The 18,517-nt window shown below is 65.2% G+C and carries 14 protein-coding genes; 7 read left to right on the top strand and 7 right to left on the bottom strand.

The genetic code is table 11. From position 1 onward, the window contains the following. Positions 1-54 precede the first annotated feature (54 nt). From LB547_RS09315 to LB547_RS09305, 3 genes are all read right to left on the bottom strand, one after another. Positions 55-711, bottom strand: coding sequence for a GntR family transcriptional regulator (locus tag LB547_RS09315; protein WP_140759684.1), 657 nt, complete (start codon positions 709-711; stop codon positions 55-57). A 232-nt stretch (positions 712-943) separates the two neighbouring features. Beyond that, positions 944-1,975, bottom strand: coding sequence for a hydroxyacid dehydrogenase (locus tag LB547_RS09310; protein WP_140499087.1), 1,032 nt, complete (start codon positions 1,973-1,975; stop codon positions 944-946). Positions 1,976-2,296: 321 nt separating this feature from the next. Then, positions 2,297-3,802, bottom strand: a complete 1,506-nt coding sequence (locus LB547_RS09305; RefSeq protein ID WP_140556366.1) for a formyl transferase — start codon at positions 3,800-3,802, stop codon at positions 2,297-2,299. Between the two features lie 265 nt (positions 3,803-4,067). On the opposite strand from LB547_RS09305, the gene LB547_RS09300 reads away from it, so the two are divergent. Both LB547_RS09300 and LB547_RS09295 read left to right on the top strand, forming a co-directional pair. Next, positions 4,068-6,200 carry a GumC family protein gene (locus tag LB547_RS09300; protein ID WP_140499083.1) on the top strand — a complete coding sequence of 711 codons (2,133 nt, stop codon included), beginning with the start codon at positions 4,068-4,070 and terminating at the stop codon, positions 6,198-6,200. Position 6,201: 1 nt separating this feature from the next. After that, positions 6,202-7,572, top strand: a complete 1,371-nt coding sequence (locus LB547_RS09295; RefSeq protein WP_140759687.1) for a VpsF family polysaccharide biosynthesis protein — start codon at positions 6,202-6,204, stop codon at positions 7,570-7,572. Positions 7,573-7,681: 109 nt separating this feature from the next. On the opposite strand, the gene LB547_RS09290 is transcribed toward LB547_RS09295, so the two are convergent. Beyond that, positions 7,682-8,572 (bottom strand): LysR family transcriptional regulator, encoded by an 891-nt coding sequence (locus tag LB547_RS09290; protein WP_140565381.1) that lies wholly within the window; start codon positions 8,570-8,572, stop codon positions 7,682-7,684. Between the two features lie 103 nt (positions 8,573-8,675). Between LB547_RS09290 and LB547_RS09285 the strand changes: the two genes are divergently transcribed. Beyond that, a complete protein-coding gene (locus LB547_RS09285; RefSeq protein ID WP_140565377.1) occupies positions 8,676-9,545 on the top strand; it encodes an SDR family oxidoreductase in 870 nt (289 codons plus the stop codon). A 33-nt stretch (positions 9,546-9,578) separates the two neighbouring features. On the opposite strand, the gene LB547_RS09280 is transcribed toward LB547_RS09285, so the two are convergent. Both LB547_RS09280 and LB547_RS09275 read right to left on the bottom strand, forming a co-directional pair. Then, positions 9,579-10,838 (bottom strand): glycoside hydrolase family 5 protein, encoded by a 1,260-nt coding sequence (locus tag LB547_RS09280; protein WP_140516157.1) that lies wholly within the window; start codon positions 10,836-10,838, stop codon positions 9,579-9,581. Continuing rightward, entirely contained in the window at positions 10,835-11,995 is a 1,161-nt protein-coding gene (locus LB547_RS09275) for a DUF1972 domain-containing protein (protein WP_140556373.1), read from the bottom strand. The genes LB547_RS09280 and LB547_RS09275 overlap by 4 nt, the downstream gene beginning before the upstream one ends. Positions 11,996-12,289: 294 nt before the next feature. Between LB547_RS09275 and LB547_RS09270 the strand changes: the two genes are divergently transcribed. The 4 genes from LB547_RS09270 to LB547_RS09255 all read left to right on the top strand — a co-directional run bounded on the left by LB547_RS09270 (position 12,290) and on the right by LB547_RS09255 (position 17,290). Continuing rightward, positions 12,290-13,459: a glycosyltransferase gene (locus tag LB547_RS09270; protein ID WP_140556375.1), complete on the top strand. Its 1,170-nt coding sequence runs from the start codon at positions 12,290-12,292 to the stop codon at positions 13,457-13,459. After that, entirely contained in the window at positions 13,456-14,757 is a 1,302-nt protein-coding gene (locus LB547_RS09265) for a hypothetical protein (RefSeq protein ID WP_181177967.1), read from the top strand. Before LB547_RS09270 ends, LB547_RS09265 begins: the two co-directional genes overlap by 4 nt. A gap of 480 nt (positions 14,758-15,237) precedes the next feature. Continuing rightward, positions 15,238-16,449 (top strand): GNAT family N-acetyltransferase, encoded by a 1,212-nt coding sequence (locus LB547_RS09260; RefSeq protein ID WP_140759690.1) that lies wholly within the window; start codon positions 15,238-15,240, stop codon positions 16,447-16,449. A 22-nt stretch (positions 16,450-16,471) separates the two neighbouring features. Next, complete coding sequence (locus tag LB547_RS09255) at positions 16,472-17,290, top strand: class I SAM-dependent methyltransferase (RefSeq protein ID WP_140759693.1); 819 nt, start codon at positions 16,472-16,474, stop codon at positions 17,288-17,290. Positions 17,291-17,302: 12 nt separating this feature from the next. Here LB547_RS09255 and LB547_RS09250 read toward each other — a convergent pair whose 3' ends face one another. Continuing rightward, positions 17,303-18,490 (bottom strand): ATP-grasp domain-containing protein, encoded by a 1,188-nt coding sequence (locus LB547_RS09250; RefSeq protein ID WP_140582519.1) that lies wholly within the window; start codon positions 18,488-18,490, stop codon positions 17,303-17,305. Positions 18,491-18,517: the final 27 nt, after the last annotated feature.

Here is an 18,517-nt window from a genome sequence, read left to right as displayed (position 1 = left end):
GCGCCGGCGCCGCTCGGCCTGTTGTCAGTCTTGCGCCTTTTAGCCAGGGCGGTCTCAGCCGCTCTCGATCTCCTGGAGATAGAACGCCTTGCTGGGCTGCAAATGGTCGACGCAGAGCTGCGCCAGCACCCAATTGTCCCGGCGCTTCAGCGCCTCGATCATCATCGCGTGGTGCTGGCGCGAGATGTCGAGCTTTTCCCTGTCGGCCAGCGAGTTAGCCCGCACCGGCAGGCTGAGGCGCATGTAATGCTCGATCGAGGCCACCAGATAGGCATTGCCGCAGGCCGAGAACATGGTGAGATGGAAACGATCATTGGCCTCGTGGATGCCGCGCAGGTAGCCGCTCTCGACATGGTCGTTATAGATGCGGAGGATCTGCGTCAGCTCTTCGACCAGCGCATCGCTCGCCGGCAGGCGGATCATCAGCGCCGCCTGGCGCTGCAGCATCTCGCGCACCTCGTAGATCTGCCGTACCTCGTCGGGCGACAGCCGCCGCACCATGGCGCCCTTGTTGCGCTCGCGCGTGACGACGCCTAGCCTTTCGAGCTGATAGAGCGCCTGTCGAATGGTATGGCGCGACACCGGGAAGCGGGCGAGCAGCACGTCCTCGACTAGGCGCGCGCCGGGCGCCAGCCTGCCGAAGATGATGTCTTCCTCCAGCGCGTGGACGATATCGGCTTCCTTGCCGCCATAATCGATCGTGTTGAGCATCGCGCTCCGTCGCGTTTTCGACAGCCTCATGGCGAGGGCCGCTCTTGCCGCCTTGCCATGGCGAAAAAAGAGAACCGGACCGCTTGGCCGGCCGGACCGATTGGCCTTGAGCCCGCCAGCTGCGCCATTACCGCCGACGGTCCCTGCCGCTTGCCGAGCCCCCAGATGGGCCGGGCGAGGGTCGTCGCTGGCCATGCTTTTGTCAAGCGACGCGAGGGACGTCGCCGCCCTGTCAGTTCCTGTCCACCGGCTTTGAGCGCATGCGCGAGACCGTTTCGCGCTCGGCGCGCTTGGAGCGCAGCGGCGGCAGGCCGCGGTCGATCAGGTCCATGTCCTCCAGCACCATGTCGCCCATGCGCTTGAAGGCGATGTCGAGCGCCCCGGCGCGGTGGGCCGAGCGCAGGAAGCCGGGCAAGGCGCGCACCGGGTGGTCCCGCGCCAGCGGCTCCTCGGGGAAGACGTCGCTGGCGGCGAGGATGTGGCCGCCCTTCACCGCCGCCATCAAAGCGGGGAAGTCGACCACGCCGGCGCGGCTGAGCAGGATGAAGGCCGCGCCTTTGCGCATCCTGGCGAAGGCGTCGGCGCCGAGGAAGCCCTGGTTCTCGCTGGTCACCGAGGCGACGACGAAGACGAAGTCGCTGGCGGACAGCACCTCGTCCATCGCGGCCGGCTCGACGCCATTGTCGATTAGGATCGACGGCGGCAGCCAGGGATCGAAGACTTTTGTCCTGGTGCGGAAACCCGACAGCAGCCGGTTCAGCGCGCGGCCGAGATCGCCGAAGCCGATGATGCCGACATCGGCGCCTGACAACAGCCGCGCCGTCCGGTTGCCGTCGCCGCCCCACAATTCCTCGCCCTTGCGGAAGGCAAGGTCGGCATCGACGATGCCGCGGGCGAGGTTGAGCGCCATGGCAAGGCCGAGCTCGGCCACCGGCTCGGCGAAGACCAGGCCCGTTGTGACGACATGGATGCCGCGCGCGAACAGCGTTTCATAGGGCATGTTGTCGATGAGGTTGCTCTCGACATTGAAGACGCAGCGCAGCGCCTTCATCTTCTCCAGCGTCTCGGCCGCGATCGGCGGCTGGCCGACGATGTAGCGGGCCTCGGCTAGCACATCGGCCGGCAGTTTCGCCACGCCGTCCGGCGTCGTCTCGACGATGCGATATTTCGCCTTGAAGCGCGCCAGCTGCGGCGGCGTGAAGATGAGGTCGAGCGTGCGCGGTTCGGGCGCGCTGATGACCAGCGGCAGGGCGCTGTCGGACATGGCGAATTCCTCCCGGCGCGATCGTTTTGGCGCCCTTCTGGATGCAATCTATCCCGGATTAAACGACTTACAACATGCATACGGAGGAGGAAAATTTCGCGACAAGAAAGGCGGGATTGCGGCTGGGGCGAGGGGCCGTTCTTGCACAAGGGCCCAAAAAAAGGGAAAGGGAATGCGCTTCTGGCGCCGCAACCAACCACCGCTCCATACGTTGATCCATGCCGGACCGATTCCGGCTTACTCCAGAGCCTCACCCCGCCGGCCATGACTGGCGGGGGCTTTTTGCCAGAGGGCCGTATCGACCTTATGCGCAGGCCGTCGTCAGCGCCCGCCGCTCGTTTGCTTCCAGCGCGGCGCGATCGCGGAACCGTCGATGAATTCAAGGCCGCCCGCCTCGTTGAGCGTGTGCAGCTTGCGCCCGCTCCATAACGCGCCAGGCGTCAAGATGGTCTCGACAACCTGGCTCATGCCGTCCAAATCGAGGTGAACAATGCGTGCGATGCCGAGCGCCGCGCCATAGCTCCTGCGGCAGTCCTGCACGGGGCGCAGCAATTGGCCCTCCCGTTCTACCATGCGGCCCGCCGGTCGCGCCGAGGCGATGTCGATCAGGACGGGGTTTTTGGGGTGCGGCGTCCACGGTCCGCGAAAGTCCGGCGCCGACCACAGATGCAGCGCGTCGGAAAAGGCGCCGCCGCCGTCCCTGACGGTGGCGAACAGCCACCATCGTCCGCCATGCTCGACCAGGGTGGCGTCGCTGGCGACGATGTCTGACAGCAGCGTCGCTTCCTTGACCCAGCCGCCAGGGAAGGCGGTGGCGCGGTAGAGGTCGACCGTGCGGTTGGCGCAGCTCTCCGGCACCATCCAGACTTCGCCGTCGCGCTCGAAGACGAACGGATAGGACAGGTGATAGGGCAGGTCGAGCACCGGTTCCGGGCGGCCGATCGGCCCCGACGGGCCGAACGGCACGGCGGAGATGATGGCCCGGCCCAAACGGTGGATATAGTCCTCGACGAACAGGGTCACCTTGCCCTGATACAGGATCGGGAATGGGTCGGCGTAGAAGCGGCTGCCGTCGTCGGGAAGCACCTGCCAGCCCGTTGCCGGATGCGCCCGCAGGTCGAGCAGGTCCTGCCCCTGCGTTTGCCGCCAGCCGACCTTCCAGTGCGGGGCGTTGTAGCAGAGATGGTAGATCTTCTGGACGACGCGCCTCGCCAGCGCCTTGCCGGCCCTGACGCCAAGCTTGGCGGAGGACGGCAGGGCGGGCGCGGCATTGCCGTGCGCCGGCTCCGGCAGGACGGAGAGGGCGTGCCGCGCGGCGCCGGTCATCGCCGCCAGGATCAGGCTCGCGGTGCGCGCCAGCATATCCTGGAACGAGGCAAGCGCGATGCCGCCATATTCGGTGCCCAAGCGGCCTTCGGCGAGGTACGCACCGTTTTCCTCTATACGGGCGATCGGCGTTCGCCCATCGAGGATCAGCGCCAGCAGGGCTGCTTCGCCCGCCGCGCCGTCATAGGTCACGCGCCAGACGCGCGTTTCTTCGCGCTGCACGTCGCCGCAGAGGTCGATCACCAGATCGGGCGCTGCCGGCGGCCGCGCTTGATAGGGCGCCAGCGCCGAAAGCGGCAGGCGTTTCGCCAGCCCGTTCGCGGACAGGCCATGGATGGCCGTTTCCAGCTGAAACAGCGCCGCGGCGCTGGGTGGTATGCCGCCCTCGGCCGGCCTGAGATCGACAGAGACCTCGACATGCGCCAGCGCCGCCAGGCGCTCCAGCAGCGTCAGGTGAAAGGCACGCGGGCATTCGCTGTCCAGGCGCAGGCTCACCTGCATGTCGCATCCTCATCGTTGTGATGTTCGGTATTGGGCCGGTGTTTGGACGCGGGAAACGGCCGGACGGATGAAGTGTTGCCCCATTCCATGTCATTCCCCCGTTGCCCGCGCCGTATCGACACCCGCGCCTCTTCTAGGCAAACCCCGTGCCAAAATTCACAAGAGCTCTCAATATAATTAACAGTGTTTTAACAGTTGGAAGCATAGCTAAGACAAAGCCGCAATTTGATCTTTGCAGGCGCATGGAGTGTTGTCGGAGCGACCCTTGCAATCATCCCTGCTCTCGTTGCCGCAACAATACGCTCCGGAGGCGATGCAATACGCGCCCGAAGCGGTGCCGTTGGCGCCATCCTACCCGGCCTCGACCGTCGAGCTGGGCGACGTGAAGCGCATATTGATGCGCCGCCGTTCCCTCATCTTTGCCATCACCGCGCTGCTGACCCTCGGCGCCCTGCTCTATGGGCTTTTGACGCCGGCGCTCTACAGCTCGGCGGCGGAAATCATCATCGATCCGCAAGACCTGCAGGTGGTCAGCAACGACGTCAATCCGAGCCAGGTGCCGCCCGACGGCGGCATAACCCGTGTGGAAAGCCAGGTCAGCGTCGTCCAGTCGACGGGGGTGCTGCTCAGGGCCATCAAGGCGACCAACCTGACCGAGGATCCTGAATTCAACGGGCAGGGCATGCTGGGACGCTTACTCGGCGGATTGCTGGGTTCGGGGTCGGGCGAAGCCGACAAGACTGCCAAGACGCTCGATGCGTTGCGCGCACGCCTGGCGGTGCGGCGAGCGGACAAAGTGCTGGTCATCGAGGTGATCATCACCACCAAGAACGCCGAGAAGTCGGCGATGCTGGCCAATGCGATCGCGCAGGCCTATCTGGCGGATCAGGCGAGCTCACGCGCGCGGATGGCCAAGGACGCTTCGGACGCCATCGCCGCGCGACTGGATGAGCAGCGCAAGCGCGTCCAGCAGGCCGAGAATGCCGTCGAGGCCTACAGGTCCGCCAACAACATGGTGATGGCGGCAGGCAATCTGGTCAGCGACCAGGAACTGACCGAGCTGAATACGCAGCTTTCGGCAGCGCAAAGCCGCACCGCGGCGCTGAAGGCGCAGGTCGACCAGTTGCGCAGGTCGGGCGGGGCGCCGGACGCGACCTCGGAAGCGATGCGCTCCTCGGTGATTTCGAGCCTCAGGGCGCAGGAGGCGACGCTTGTCGACAAGGTATCGCAGTTCGGCACGGAACTTGGGCCACGCCATCCCTCGATGATCGCGGCGCAGCAGCAACTGCGCGATACGCGTGCACTGATCGGGCGAGAGCTCGGCCGCATCGGGGCGGCTGCCGAGACCGACTACGAGCGGGCGCTGGCCAACCAGCAGGCGCTGGAGGCCAAGGTCGCCGGCATGAAGACCAAGTCGCTCGATACGGACCAGGCTTCGGTCAAGCTGCGGGAGTTGCAGCGCGATCTCGAGGCCGTTCGCTCCGTCTACGCCAACTATCTGCAGCGGGTGCAGGAGACGCGCGAGCAGATCAACGTCGACAGCACCAATGCGCGGATCATCTCCAGCGCCATGCCGGCCCTGAAGAAGAGCTGGCCGCCGCTGTCGCTGCTTGTCCTGGGCGCGCTCTTCGGCGGCCTGGGGCTCGGCACCGGCCTGGCGCTGATCGCGGAATATTCCTCGCCCACGGTGCTTTCCAGCGCGCAGATGCAATCGGCCATCGACGCGCCGGTGCTTGGCGTGGTGCCGGCAAAATCGGGCAACACCCGTCGCTGGTGGCCTTTCGGCGGCACGGCCGCCGCGGCGAGCCAGAAGACGGACGCGGTTGTGGGGCTGGCGCTGAGGCGCATGTTCTCGTCGGGCCGGCGCCCGCCGGACTGGCCGCTGGTGCCGTCCATACTGGTGACGTCGCCGCCCGAGGACGCCGCGCATCGCGGCAGGGTGGCGCGCTTGCTGGCCAATGCCGCGGCCGCCCGGGGCGGCCGTATCCTGTTCATCGATACCAATGCCGGCGGCGGCCAGAAAGATCAGCAGCCGGGCGTACTCGACGTGCTGCGCGGTGAGTACGGTATCGAAGCGTTGAGCCAGTATACGCCCGGCAGCAATGTCGCGCTTTTGGGCAGGGGCCGGTCAAAGGCCGTCTTCCAGGAAGCGCAGGGCGTCTATTTTGCCCAGCAGATGTTGGCCCAGGCGGGCCGCAACTTCGAACTCGTCGTCATCGATGGCGGCGCGCTGGCCGACAACCTCAATGCCTCGCCGCTGGTAGCGATGGCCGACGAAATCCTGCTCGTCGCCACGCTGAACTCGACGCCGATGCGCGATGTCGCGGCGGCCTCGCAGGCCATTTCCGTCATGGGGCGGTTGCCGACCGGCGCCTTGCTGGTCGACGAGGCGGCCTGACATGGCCGCCGTCCGGCCCGCCAGCCCGGCAGCCGGCTGGGCCGCGCCGGGTCAAGCCGCCGCCGCATCCCGCGCCGGCAATTCCATCGACTGGGTGACCCGCTTCGGCCTGGTCGTCACGGTGGCGGTGCTGTTCGCCGTTTCCGGCGGCATGCTATGGCTGGTGGGCTACAATTACGACGGCCTGCTCGGCAGTCCGGCCACCAAGATCCATCCGTCGACCTATCTCCTGGTGCTGGTGTTTGCCTGGCGTTCATGCACGTTCGGCAATCCGGTCGGCTATATGGCTGCCGTTGCCGACCGGCGGCCGGCCAGCGCGCTGATGGCGGTCATCTCGGTCGTGCTCCTGGTGGTGGTCGTCGTCAGGCATCGCCCGGGCATGGCGGGCATGGTCGATACGTTCGTGACGGCGGCGCTGCTGGTGCTGATGCTGGCCGAGGACGACGAACGGACCTTCGCGCGGCTGCAGACGGTCGTTCACGCGGTGATGTCGGCGAATGCGGTGCTGGCGCTGTTCGAGTTCGCGACCAAGACGCTGGTGTTTCCCTACCGGCTCGACGGCGAGGTGTTCACGGACCTGCGCTCGACCGCGCTTCAGGGCCATCCGCTGGCCAATGCCACGATCACCGCGGTCTATGTGCTGGCGCTGCTCTCCGGCTCACGGTCGCTGTCGATGCCGCTGCGGCTTTCGCTGATCGGCCTGCAAACCGCGGCGCTGGTCGCGTTCGGCGGACGTTCGGCGATGGTGATCACGCTCGCGCTCGGCGGCATCTATCTGCTTTTCAGGGGCGTGGCCTATCTGCGGCATGGACGCGTCAGCCTGCTGGGCGCGGCCCTTGCGGTCCTGCTCGCCACGCTGCTGCCGGTGGCGGTCGCCCTTCTCTTTTCCTACGGCTTCTTCGACGCGCTGCTGGAACGCTTCGTGTCCGACAGCGGCAGCGCCAATGCCCGCGTCGAAATGTTCGACCTCTTCAAGAATCTGGGGCTGGGCGACCTGATCGTGGGGCCTGATATCGATCTGATCGAAAGCATGCGCCGCATCAACGGCCTGGAACAAGGCATCGAGAACCCGATCATACGCATGGTGCTCTATCAGGGCGCTTTCTTTACCCTGCTGATGCTGTTCGGCTTCGTGCTGTTCATGCATGAGGTGGCACGCCGCTGCCATCCCGGCATCTGGCTGCCCATGCTGGGCTGGCTGATCCTGCTCAACACCTCCGAGACCCTCGCCTCCAAGACGACGCTGTTGACCAAATTCGTGGTGCTGGCGCTGGTGCTGTACCGGCCGGCGCGGGCGGTGGCGCGGCAAAAGACGCAAGCAGCGCGCGTAACTGGAGACGACCCCCGAAGAGGGCTGCCTCTCCACCGCTAGCGGCAGGTTCCCCCGCGTTTCGCCAAGACGTCGGCATGTGACATGGGGCTCAGCCAGGACGCCGGGAAAGTGCTTCAAGGCTTTCCACGCCCGAAAGCGGGTGCGGTCGTCACCTGCCAATATAGGCGGCCAGTTCGTCGGGCGTCCCGTTCGGGAAGGCCTGTTTTAGAAAGTCCATGAACGCCGACACTCGCGCGCTGAGTAGCCGTCGAGAGGGGTAGAGCGTCCATAGAGCGATCTCGGGGCCGTCGATCTCCCCCCAACTTACCAGTGTCCCGTCAGCCAGGTCGTGGCTGACCAACGAAATGGGAAGATGTGCCGCACCGACGCCGGCCCGCACCGCGTCCCGGACCATGATGAGCGTCGACAAGGCGACGACCGGCTCGATCCTGATCGTTGACCGGCCGCCTTGTGTCTTCACGTGCAATGTCTGCAGATCGCCTGCCCCGCGCGCAACGCCAGGAGCGGCGAGTCCACCGGTCGGGCGAGGAAGGTCGGGGCGAGCCACCACGACCAGGCGATCGCGCAGAAACGCCCGTCCGACCAGGCTTTCGTCGGGATCCGGATTGACCCGGATCACCAGGTCGTAGCCTTCCTCGATCATGTCCACGGCCCGGTCCTCGGTCGTGACCTCCAGCCTCACCTCCGGATATTTGAGGGCGAAACCCGCAGCGATCCTTCCCATTGCGGTCTGAGAAAAATGCAAAGGCGCGCTGATCCGCAGCTTCCCCTTCGGTCTCTGACCGCCCGAGGCAATCGCCGAAGCGGTCTCGTCGAGTTCGGCGAGCAACGCTCCCGTCCGCTCGAAGAGCGCCCGTCCTTCTTCGGTGAGCTTGAGGTTACGCGCGCCCCGTTCAAACAGGCGCAGATCAAGACTGCTTTCCAGTTCGCCAACGCGCCGGGACAGGGTTGCCTTGGGCCGGCCGGTGGCCCTTGCCGCTTTGCCGAAGCCGCCATGACGGGCAACGAGATTGAAATCGGCGAGGGCAAGGAGGTCCATGTGTGTTCCACCAGCGAGACGACGTGTCTAAAATTTCCGCCTGTTGGGCTATTAGTGAGCCACACATATTGGAGCTGTCAAGCAATCCAACAGGAGAAATTTCATGACCATTCTCGTTACCGGCGCCACGGGCAATATTGGGCGCCAAGTCGTCGAACATCTCGTCAAGCGCGACGCCGATGTGCGTGCTCTCGTCCGCGATCCGTCGAAAGCCAACTTCCCGGCAGGTGTCTCCGTCGTGCAAGGCGATTTTCTCGATGTCGATTCGCTGCGGAAAGCCATGTCCGGAATCTCCACTCTGTTCCTCTTGAACGCCGTGGTACCGGACGAATTCACCCAAGCTTTGGTCGCGCTCAACGTCGCCCGATCTGCCGGCATCGAGCGGATCGTCTATCTGTCTGTGGTCCACGCTGACGTCTATGTGAACGTACCCCATTTCGCGGGCAAGTTCGGCGTCGAGCGGATGATCGAGGAGATGGACTTCAAGGCTACGATCTTGCGCCCGGCCTACTTCATCCAGAACGATCTGATGATCGAAGACGTCATCACCGGCTACGGCACCTACCCAATGCCGATCGGCGCCAAAGGGCTCGCCATGATCGACGTGCGTGATATCGCCGAGATCGCCGCCCTCGAGCTGCTGCGCCGCGAACAGTCTGCGGAGCCGCTTGTGCTCGACCGGATCAACCTCGTCGGCCCGGAGACACTGACCGGGACGGATATCGCCGCAATCTGGTCAGAGGTGCTTGGCCGCCCGATCAACTACGGCGGCGACAATACCGAAGGCTTCGAGCAAAATCTCAAGCAACTCTTGCCCGCCTGGATGGCCTACGACATGCGCCTGATGGGCGAGCGGTTCTTGACCAACGGGATGCTGCCTGAGGCCGGCGACGTCGAGCGCCTGACTGCCTTGCTCGGACGCCCACTGCGCCCATATCGCGACTTCGCCTCGGCGATCGCTGCCTCCGCTTGACGGAAGCAAGGACAAGCAACGGGGATAGGCCGTCTAGCCCGGCATCTCCAGCCCAAGCGCCTCGATCATCGCCGGGTCCAGGGCGCGCGTGGTGTCGTCCATCATGCCCATGCCGTCGAAGAGGGCCCAGAAGGCCCAGGCAAAGCCGAACGACTCTGCGCTTTGCCTGACGTCGGCGATGTAGCGGGCGCGGTCGGGATCGGGCGCGGCGACGTAGCGGGCGTCGGTGCGCAGCGCGCCGAACTCGCCCATGATGATGCGTTCGGGCGCGATGTCATGGCTATCCGCCCAATCGCGCGCCTGGCTAAGGTATCTGTCGATGAACCAGCGGCCGGGCTGGGCGTCAAAATAGACCTTCAGCACGCGCTCGGTTTCCGCGTAGGCGGCTTTCTTGTCCGCTTCGGAGGTTTCGGCGTCCTCGGCCATGCGCGCCCGCACCGAAGCTAGCGTCGCCTCGAGCGAACCGGCCGAGGCGGGCCACGGCACGTTGTTGAGCGAACGGTAGACGGGTTCGCTCATCCACGGCGCGCCCTGGTGGCTGAACAGGTAGGGCTCATAGAAGTGGAAGGTGAACAGGATCGGTTCGAAGCGCGAGAGCGGCGCCGGATCGAGCGCGGTCAGCCCGCTCACCATGGAGCCGCAGCCACCGGTCACGACCAGCGGCAGGGTAACGGACGATGCCCTGGCTTCGGTCAGGAGCGCGAACTGGACCTGCGACCAGACGTTGGACTCGCAGGATTGCTGCGGCTCGTTGACCGGCTCCAGCGCGACCTTGCCCGATGGAAACCGCGCCAGCCGGCCGGCAAGCTCGCCGATCAGCGTCCGATAGAGATCGAAGGCGGGCGCGGCAGTGCTGGAGACCATGCGGTCCGGATTCCAATAGTGGGTCGCGCTATTGGCCTGCACGTTGACGATGATGCCGAGGTCGGCGTCGAGAGCGGCGGTGACCGCCCGATCGAGCATCGCCAGCAAACGGCCGCGCGTGCCGGCATCGCCGGCCAGGAACGGGCCAGGATCGACCGGCAGGCGGATGAAATCGAGACCTGTCGCGCGCAGCCTGCGCAGATCGGCCGCCGTCGGCACCGGCCGCTGCTGGAATGGAGGCCAGTCGTAGTCGGTACGGGGTGCGGGGAATTCGCGCGTCAGCGAAAACCAGGGGAAGGCGTTGACGCCGCGCCGGAAGCGCCATTCGCCGGTGGCGGCCAGGCTGGACGACACGGGAGAAAGCGGCGCGAACAACGCGGCCGTGGACAGCGCCGCTCCGAGAACCCGCCGGCGCGACCACGTCGTCATGCGTGCGAGGGATGGTCGACCGGAACGGCCTCGCCGGCGACGACGCCGAGCAGCCGGAAGGCTTCATTCTCATAGGCCAGCAGCACGTCTTCCCAGCGGAAGGCTTCGCGGGCGCGCGCCCTGGCGGCCTCACCGCAACTCTCGACCAGGGCGTCGTCTTCGATGGCCCGATCGATCCGGCCGGCGCAAGTGCCGGTATCGGTGAAATAGAGGGCGGCGGCGCCCGCGGTCCATCTGTTGTAGGGATTGTCATGGGCGATCACCATGTTGCCGGCCGCCAGCGCCTCGACCAATGACGGGTTGGTGCCGCCGACCGTGTGGCCATGCATATAGGCGCGCGCGTGGTACCGCAGCGCCTTCACGGTCGCCTGGTCATAGATGGCCCCGGGCAGGACCACCGAGCCGTTCGCGGCCTTGCGGATGGCGGCGTGATAGGGGATTTCATCCGAGAGCGTTCCAAGCACCACCAGCTTCATGTCGCGCTTTTTGCTGCAAAAGGCTTCGACGATCGGCAGGATGTTGTTGTCGGGCTCGATGCGCGCGATCGAGATCAGGTACTTTCCAGGTTCGAGCCCGAGCGCCCTGACCGGTGCCTCCGGCGCCGTCGTCACCGGATCGCCGCCATAGGGGATGGTGACGATCGCGCTGCGCGGCCGGCGTGTCGCCAAATGATCGGCGATGACAGGATGATCGGCGACGAGGCGATGCGAGGTCCAGGCGCCGATCCATTCGTTGAGCCAGAACCAGCTTCGCGCCGACAGGCCCCATTTGGGGCGGCGCCATTCGATGCCGTCCATGTTGGTCATGATCTTGCGCCGCATCAGCCTGAGCCAGGTCAGGAAAAGCGCGCCATTGTAACCCAGCACGAGGCACACGCCGGGCCGCCGCACGGCATCGCGCACGCATTGCCAGTCGAATTCCAGCGTCGCGCGCGGACCTTTCGAGGCGACCTGGATGTGGATGAGTTCGATGCCGCGCCAGGTTTCGCTGCGCACCCTGTGCTCGACACGCTCGACTTCGTCCTGGCAGTAAACGCCGACCCTCCAGCCGCGTCCGGCGAGGAAAAGCGCCAGCTTCTCGGCGAAGGTTTCAAAACCGCCGTGGGCCGCGGGTATGCCGCGCGTTCCCAGGATCAGGATGGAGGGCTTTGATGTCATGGCCGACGGGACTTTCCGGAATGTTCATTGCACCAGAACCCACCCTGCGACTTCCAGCCGGGCAAGAGTGGGAGCAACTGTCGCAGAACGTCGTAAAAAATTCTTACCAAACGCCGGAGTTGTTTCATTATCGGTCAACTTTCCGGGCGTATCTGTATCGAAACGAGGCGTTGCTGGGGTTCCTCGGCCTAACCGCCTGGGAAAGCGGACCGGGCATGATTCTTGCCCCTGGACTTCGGCAGCCATCCGCCTCGCGCGATGCTGGATGGGGTATGAACCTGGCGGGATATTAAGATGCGGATTGCCTGCGTTCATCAGGGCTACGAACTCTATGGCTCCGACCGAAGCTTCGCGGAAAGCGTCGCAGCCCTGCGCGCCGCGTTTCCGTCCGCCGACATCGAAGTCGTGCTGCCGCGCAGCGGGCCGATCGTGCAGATCCTCGAACCGCATGCCAGCCGGATCGTCTTCGAGCCGCTCTGGGTGTTGCGGCGCCAAGCCATCCTGCGCCTCGCGACCGTCGAGATGGCGCGCCTGCCGCTGGCCCTATGGCGGGCATGGCGACGTCTGAGGCAATGCGATCTGGTCTATGTCAACACCTCGATCGTGGCCGACTATGCGCTGGCCGCCCGCCTGCTGCCTCACAAGGCTGTCCTGCATATCCACGAGATCCCCGAAGGTTTCATGCGCACGATCCTGGTCGCCTTGATGCGCTGGAGCCACGCCGACCTGATCTTCAATTCACGCGCCACGCGCGCCGCTTTCGGCATTGCCGGACGTTCACGCACGCATGTGGTCTATAATGGCGTTGCCGGCCCGCCCGCGGTCGAGCCGATGCACTATGACGGCAGCCGGCCGTTGCGGGTGCTGCTGCTCGGCCGCATCAACAGGATCAAGGGCCAGGAAGTGCTGCTCGAGGCGGTCGCCTCGATGCCGCCGGAATTGCGCTCGCGCATCGAAGTGCGGCTGGTGGGCGGCGCTTTCGAAAGCACCGAGCGCGAACTGGCCTTGGCCGAGCTGGTGAACACCATGGGATTGGCCGATCGCGTCAGCGTGCTGCCGTTCATACCGGACCCCTCGCAACACTACCGCTGGGCCGACATCGTCACCGTTCCGTCGCGGCGCCCGGAATCGCTGGGCCGCGTCGCCATCGAGGCGATGGCCTATGGTCGGCCGCCACTGGTATCGGCGATCGGCGGGCTGGTCGAGGTGGTCAGCGACGGGGAGACCGGCTGGCATGTTCCGCCGAACAACGCCGCCGCCCTTGCCGCGAAATTGCAGGCGATCATCCTGCGGCCCGAGGCCTGGCGCGGTTTTATTGCCGCCGGCCGCGCGCGCTACGAGACAGTCTTCAGCGAACCGGTCGCAGCGGCCGCGATCGCGGCGATCGCCGCCGACAAGCTGAAAGTGACGATGGCGAGGCCGGGCAGGCCGGCAACCGCCCGCCAGGCGGAGACCCGGCCGTGAAATTCCCGGTCCATCTGCTGCGACGCCTCGTGCTGATGGTCGGCGGCGAGGCGATGCAGAGCGGCTTTCACTTTGCCCTCAACATCGCGCTGCTGCACATGCTGTCGGCGCAAGGTTACGGTCTCTTCGCCATCGGCATGGTGATGGGCGGCGTCGGCCTGTCGTACATCCGATCGCTCACCGCCGTCCCCGCCTCGATATGGATGGGCAAGAGCACCAACAGCGCCGGCGTCGATGCCCATGACGTGGCCTTCGGAACAGCGGCGCTTGTGGTGTCGCTGCTGATGGCGGGCAGCACGGCGATCCTGATGCATCTGCTGGGCGATCCGAGCGGCATCGCCGCCGGCTGCTTCGTCGGCGCATGGTCGCTGCGCAGCCACATGCGCACGGCACTGTTCGCTCGGCGCCAGCAGGTGATCGTCTCCATCAGCGACGCCGCTTTCACGATTACCGGCATCATCCTGACCGGACTGACCATGTGGTTGGCGAAGGACGCGCTGCAAACCGTGTTTTATGCGCTTGCGGCCGCAAATCTGCTCGGCATCGTCGTCCTGGTTCGGCTGGCGCGCCGCACACCTCGCATCAGCTTCCGCATGCCGACGCGCCGCCGCTATACAAGGCTCTGGCCGCAGCTGCGCTGGTCGGCGTTCAGCGCGACCACCACAAACATCCAGGGTCAATGCCTGGCCCTGCTGGTCGCGGGCATTGCCGGACCCGCCGCTTACGCGCCGCTGGCGGCGGTCCTCGTGCTGTTTGCCCCACTGCGCATCATCAGCCTTGCTCTCTTCAACATGACGCAGCCGGAGCTGGCGAAGCTGATGCGCAATAACGAAACAAGCCGTGTCTGGGCGCAAGCGAAGATCTGGTCGCTGGTCATGGGGATCGGTGGCCTCGTCTATGGATGTGCCATCCTATTCGTCCTGCCGATGATAAAATCCCAGGCCCTCCAGGATGCCTCGGTCGGATTCATCGGACTTTTCGTGATCGCGAATTTCATCCCGGTCATGCTTTATGTCATGCCTCGCATCATCCTTGAGATCCTCGGCGATTTCCGGACCGTCGCGTTCATCACGACCGGTGGCGCAATAATCGGGCTGACGCTGATCGCAATCCTGCTGGCAATCGCGCCTCCGCCGTGGTCGCTGTTGGGTTCCGCGGTCTCCGAAATCTTCGTCCTTGCCGCATCATGGTATTTCGCGCGTCACCGCATATGGAACATCGAGCACCCGGACCAGCGGCGCGACAGCTGGTTGGGCGGGTGGCGGCGGTCGGTCCCGTTCGCCCCGGTAAAACGGTAGCAGAGACCGGTGGCAGGCGAGGCAGTGAGGGTGTAACGGACGCACGCGGCGGGAAGGCCCCGTTTGTCGTCGGCGTCGTCTCACGAATGGCCCCGACGTGGCACGACCGATCGGTGCAATTTCTGAGTGTCCATCAACGCACCGTTCATGCTTTGATGCTAGCGATCGACCTGAGCGCAAGTGCCCAACGTCTCACCGGGCCTCATGGCAGGTCGACGAGCTGGGCACGCGGGCAAAGGTTCGACTAGTTCGGCCATCGGCCGGTAGGCGAAAGCAACGAACATAATGGCGCCAAAGGTCTGGTCCTGACCGAACTTTGCCGCGGTTTAGGATGCGTGGGTATCGCAAGCGCTGCCATTGGTCCGCAACCATGGCTTTCGTGCGCTCCAACGCACGGCTGCCCGGGGCGGTCCTGAGTTGGCGGGGTTTACACTGCTTGCGTGGACGATGTTTATGGCCGGCCGGGAGGACAGGAGAAGCATGTGGCAAGCCACGGGAACGGCTCCCAAGACGGATCTATCCGACGGGTTATTGTCCCCGACTGCCGCCAGCGCCGGTACAGCCGCGCGCTTCAAAGCCCGGCTGCACACCAGCCTCGACACTGTAAAGCCGCTCTGGCTGCGATTTCAGGCCGATGGCGTGTGCACCGCGCATCAGCATTATGCGTGGGTCGAGGGGATCGCCAAACGGCTGATGCCCAAAGGCGCGGAACTGCTTGTCGTCGAGGTCAAGGACGCCGCCACGGGCGCGCCGGTCATGCTTTTGCCGCTGATGCGGCGCCGGGCGCTGGGCCACTCCCTGATCGAATGGTTGAGCTGCGGCGTCTGCGATTATTCGGCACCGCTGCTGGCGGATGACAGGGCATGGACCAGGCAAGGCGCCGACGCCGCATGGGCGGCAGTCCGCGCCGTGCTGCCACCGGCGGATCGCATCCATATCTTGGGAATCCCGCAACAGATCCAACGAGTCGCCAATCCTCTGGCGCTGCTTTCGGCGGCGCACGATTCTCTCCAGATCACCTCCGGCCTTGTCCTGCACGGCGAACCGGAAACGCTCATCAAGCGCATCTGCAGGCCCTCCTTCGCCAAGAGCTTTCACAAGCATTGCCGCCGCCTCGAAAAGCTCGGTGGCCTGAGCTTGGTCGAGGCCGACACGCCGGCGCTTACGGAAACGCTCTTTGACACGCTCCTTGAACTGCGACTGAAGCGGTTTCGCGAGCTCGGCCGTTTCGACCTCTTGACGCAGGAACCCGTCGTCGACTTCTACCGAGTTGCCGCGCTGCATGGCCTTTCCGACGGCTCGGTGCGCATCTTCGGATTGCGCGGAGGGGAAGCCTGGCTCGCCGTCATCTATGTGCTGGTCAGGAAAGGCACGCTGCATACCCTGTTGCTCGGGATCGACCAGAATGCCGTTGCCCCGCCGGGACTGACGACATTTGGCAAGCTAATGATGTGGGGGGGCGGGCACGGGTTCGACTATTTCGACCTTTCGGTCGGCAGCCAGGGTTATAAGGAGCACATCGGCGCCACCAGTTCGGTGCTGGCCGAACTGTGCCAGTCGATGACACTGCGGGGATGGGGCGCTACCGCCTACATTTCGCTGCGCTGCCGGATCGAGCTTTTCATTCGCTCCAAACCGCGGCTGCTCAAGGCGGGCCAAGGCCTGGTGCGCGGCCTGCGCCGCTTGCGCTGACAGGCAACCGAGCCGATCCGCAATGAACCGTGAAACGCACAGCATCAATTTGCAGGACCGCTCGAGGGGACGCATCGCAAGGGCGCTGCGGTTCGTCCGGCAGCAAGGAATCCTCGAACCGTTCCGGCTCGTCCGGCGGCATGGCCTCGGTGACAGCGGCCGCTTCGTCGCACGCAACATCCGCCATCTCGTTGCCGACCGGCTGGCGCGCCAGTGGGATCGCGACAATGGCGTCGATACGGCGGGTTCGATCCGGCTCGACGCGCTCGATGTCGTCGGACCGCACCGGGACCAGGGCAATGAATGTGTCTGCACGTCGCCCAGATCCTTCGCCTTCATCATGGACAGGCTGACGGACGATCTTGCAGACTACACCTTCATCGATATCGGTTCGGGCAAGTCGCGCACGCTCCTGCTGGCCTCGCACTACCCGTTCGCCGCGATTGTCGGTGTGGAGTTCGCGCGGGAGCTCGTCGCAATCGCCCGGCGCAACATCGAGCGATACAAGAGCCCGGCCCAGAAATGCCGCCAGATTGCAGTTATCGAAGCGGATGCCGCGACGTATGAGTTCCCGCCGACGCCGCTGCTGGTCTATTTCTACAATCCCTTTTCCAGGGACGTGTTCGAAATCGTGCTGGGCAATCTCATGTCGTCGCTGGAACGGCACCCGCGGCCCTGCCTCGTCGTTTACGGCAGTTCGAGCCACAGGGCCATCGAATGGGCGAAGCCCGCCATCCGCGATGCCGGGTCTTTCCAGCAACGCGTGACGCCGCCCATGCCGCGTTTCCTCGACGCGGTGCGGACCATCGATTACGCGATCTTCGACTACCGGCCATCATAAAGGGCGATTTTGTCAGGGCCGGCGGCCGGCCGGGTTCAGCAGCCGTTTCGTCAGCACCCGCCATGCCGTCAGCGGCAGTTCGATCAGCCCCGGCAGCAGATCGTTTGAGGCGAACGCCGCCCAGGATCGAACCGTCGCGAAGGAGTTGACATAGGCCGCGATGCCAAGCCTGCCGCCCAGCATCAGCGTCACGGATGAAACAGCGTCGCGGGCCAGATACATCCATGCCGTTCCCGGGCGAGCGGTAGCGGCTGCGGTGGCCCGGCCGTTCACTGTCTCCCACAGCATCGCGCCCAGGTCGACGCCGGCAGGCGCGCAAAGTCCGAACCACGACCAGGGGCGCGGATTGACGTCGAGAAGCTTGAGCGTGCCGTCGCGACAATCGTGCTTGAATTCGACCTCGACCAGGCCGCTATGGCCGATCGACGACAGCAATGTGCGCGCGGCAGCGACGGCGCGGGGCTCGTCGACGATCTCGACGAAGGTGCTGGTATAGCCGAAGTCGACCGGATACTGCCGCGAGCGGCGCGCGGTGAACTCCGCGATCGGCTTGCCCTCGTTCCAGAGCGCGGCGTAAGAGAATTGGCTTTCTCCCCCGCCCGGCACGCGCTCCTGCACGACGACGTTTTGGCCGCCGACCTGTTCGGCCGCGTCGCGATAGGCGGCAAGAAACGAGGCCCTGTCGTCGGCCTGGACGACCTTGGCCCTGGCGATGCGGGTGTTGCCGCCGCCCATGTGAGGCTTGAGAACGACCGGAAAAACCATGTCCAGGGATGAGGCCTGCGCCATGGATGCGATGTCATAGGTCCTTGGAATGGACAGCCGCAACTCGGTTGCCCGCCTGTAGAGGAGAGGCTTGTCGCAGACCCACTGCAACGCATCCCAGGAAGGCAGCAAGATCTTATAGATCGCCGACAGGGCGGCGAGGTTTTCCGAGACCAGGCGAACCTCTGGATCGGCGGCCGGGATCAGGAGGCATCCCTCCAGCCGGTGTTTAGGCGCCGCTTCCAGCAGAAACGGCAGTGCCCGCTCATCGTTTGGGCCGGGCCAGCGGATGGTGGCTCCGACAAATCGCGACCAGCCCGGCAGCGGCGAATCATTGGTGATGTAGGTGAGGGGCACTTTTTGCGCGCCGAGGCTGCGCGCCAGGGCAAGCGTGCCGTGCGCGCCCCCAAGAAACACTGCGCCTGACGTCGCCAAGCCTACATCCTCACATGCTGTCCGGCA

Source organism: Mesorhizobium sp. B264B1B (assembly GCF_020165765.1).
Classification (GTDB): Bacteria; Pseudomonadota; Alphaproteobacteria; order Rhizobiales; family Rhizobiaceae; genus Mesorhizobium.
Note: the sequence above shows the minus strand (reverse complement) of the source record. Positions and strands in the feature narration are given on the sequence as shown.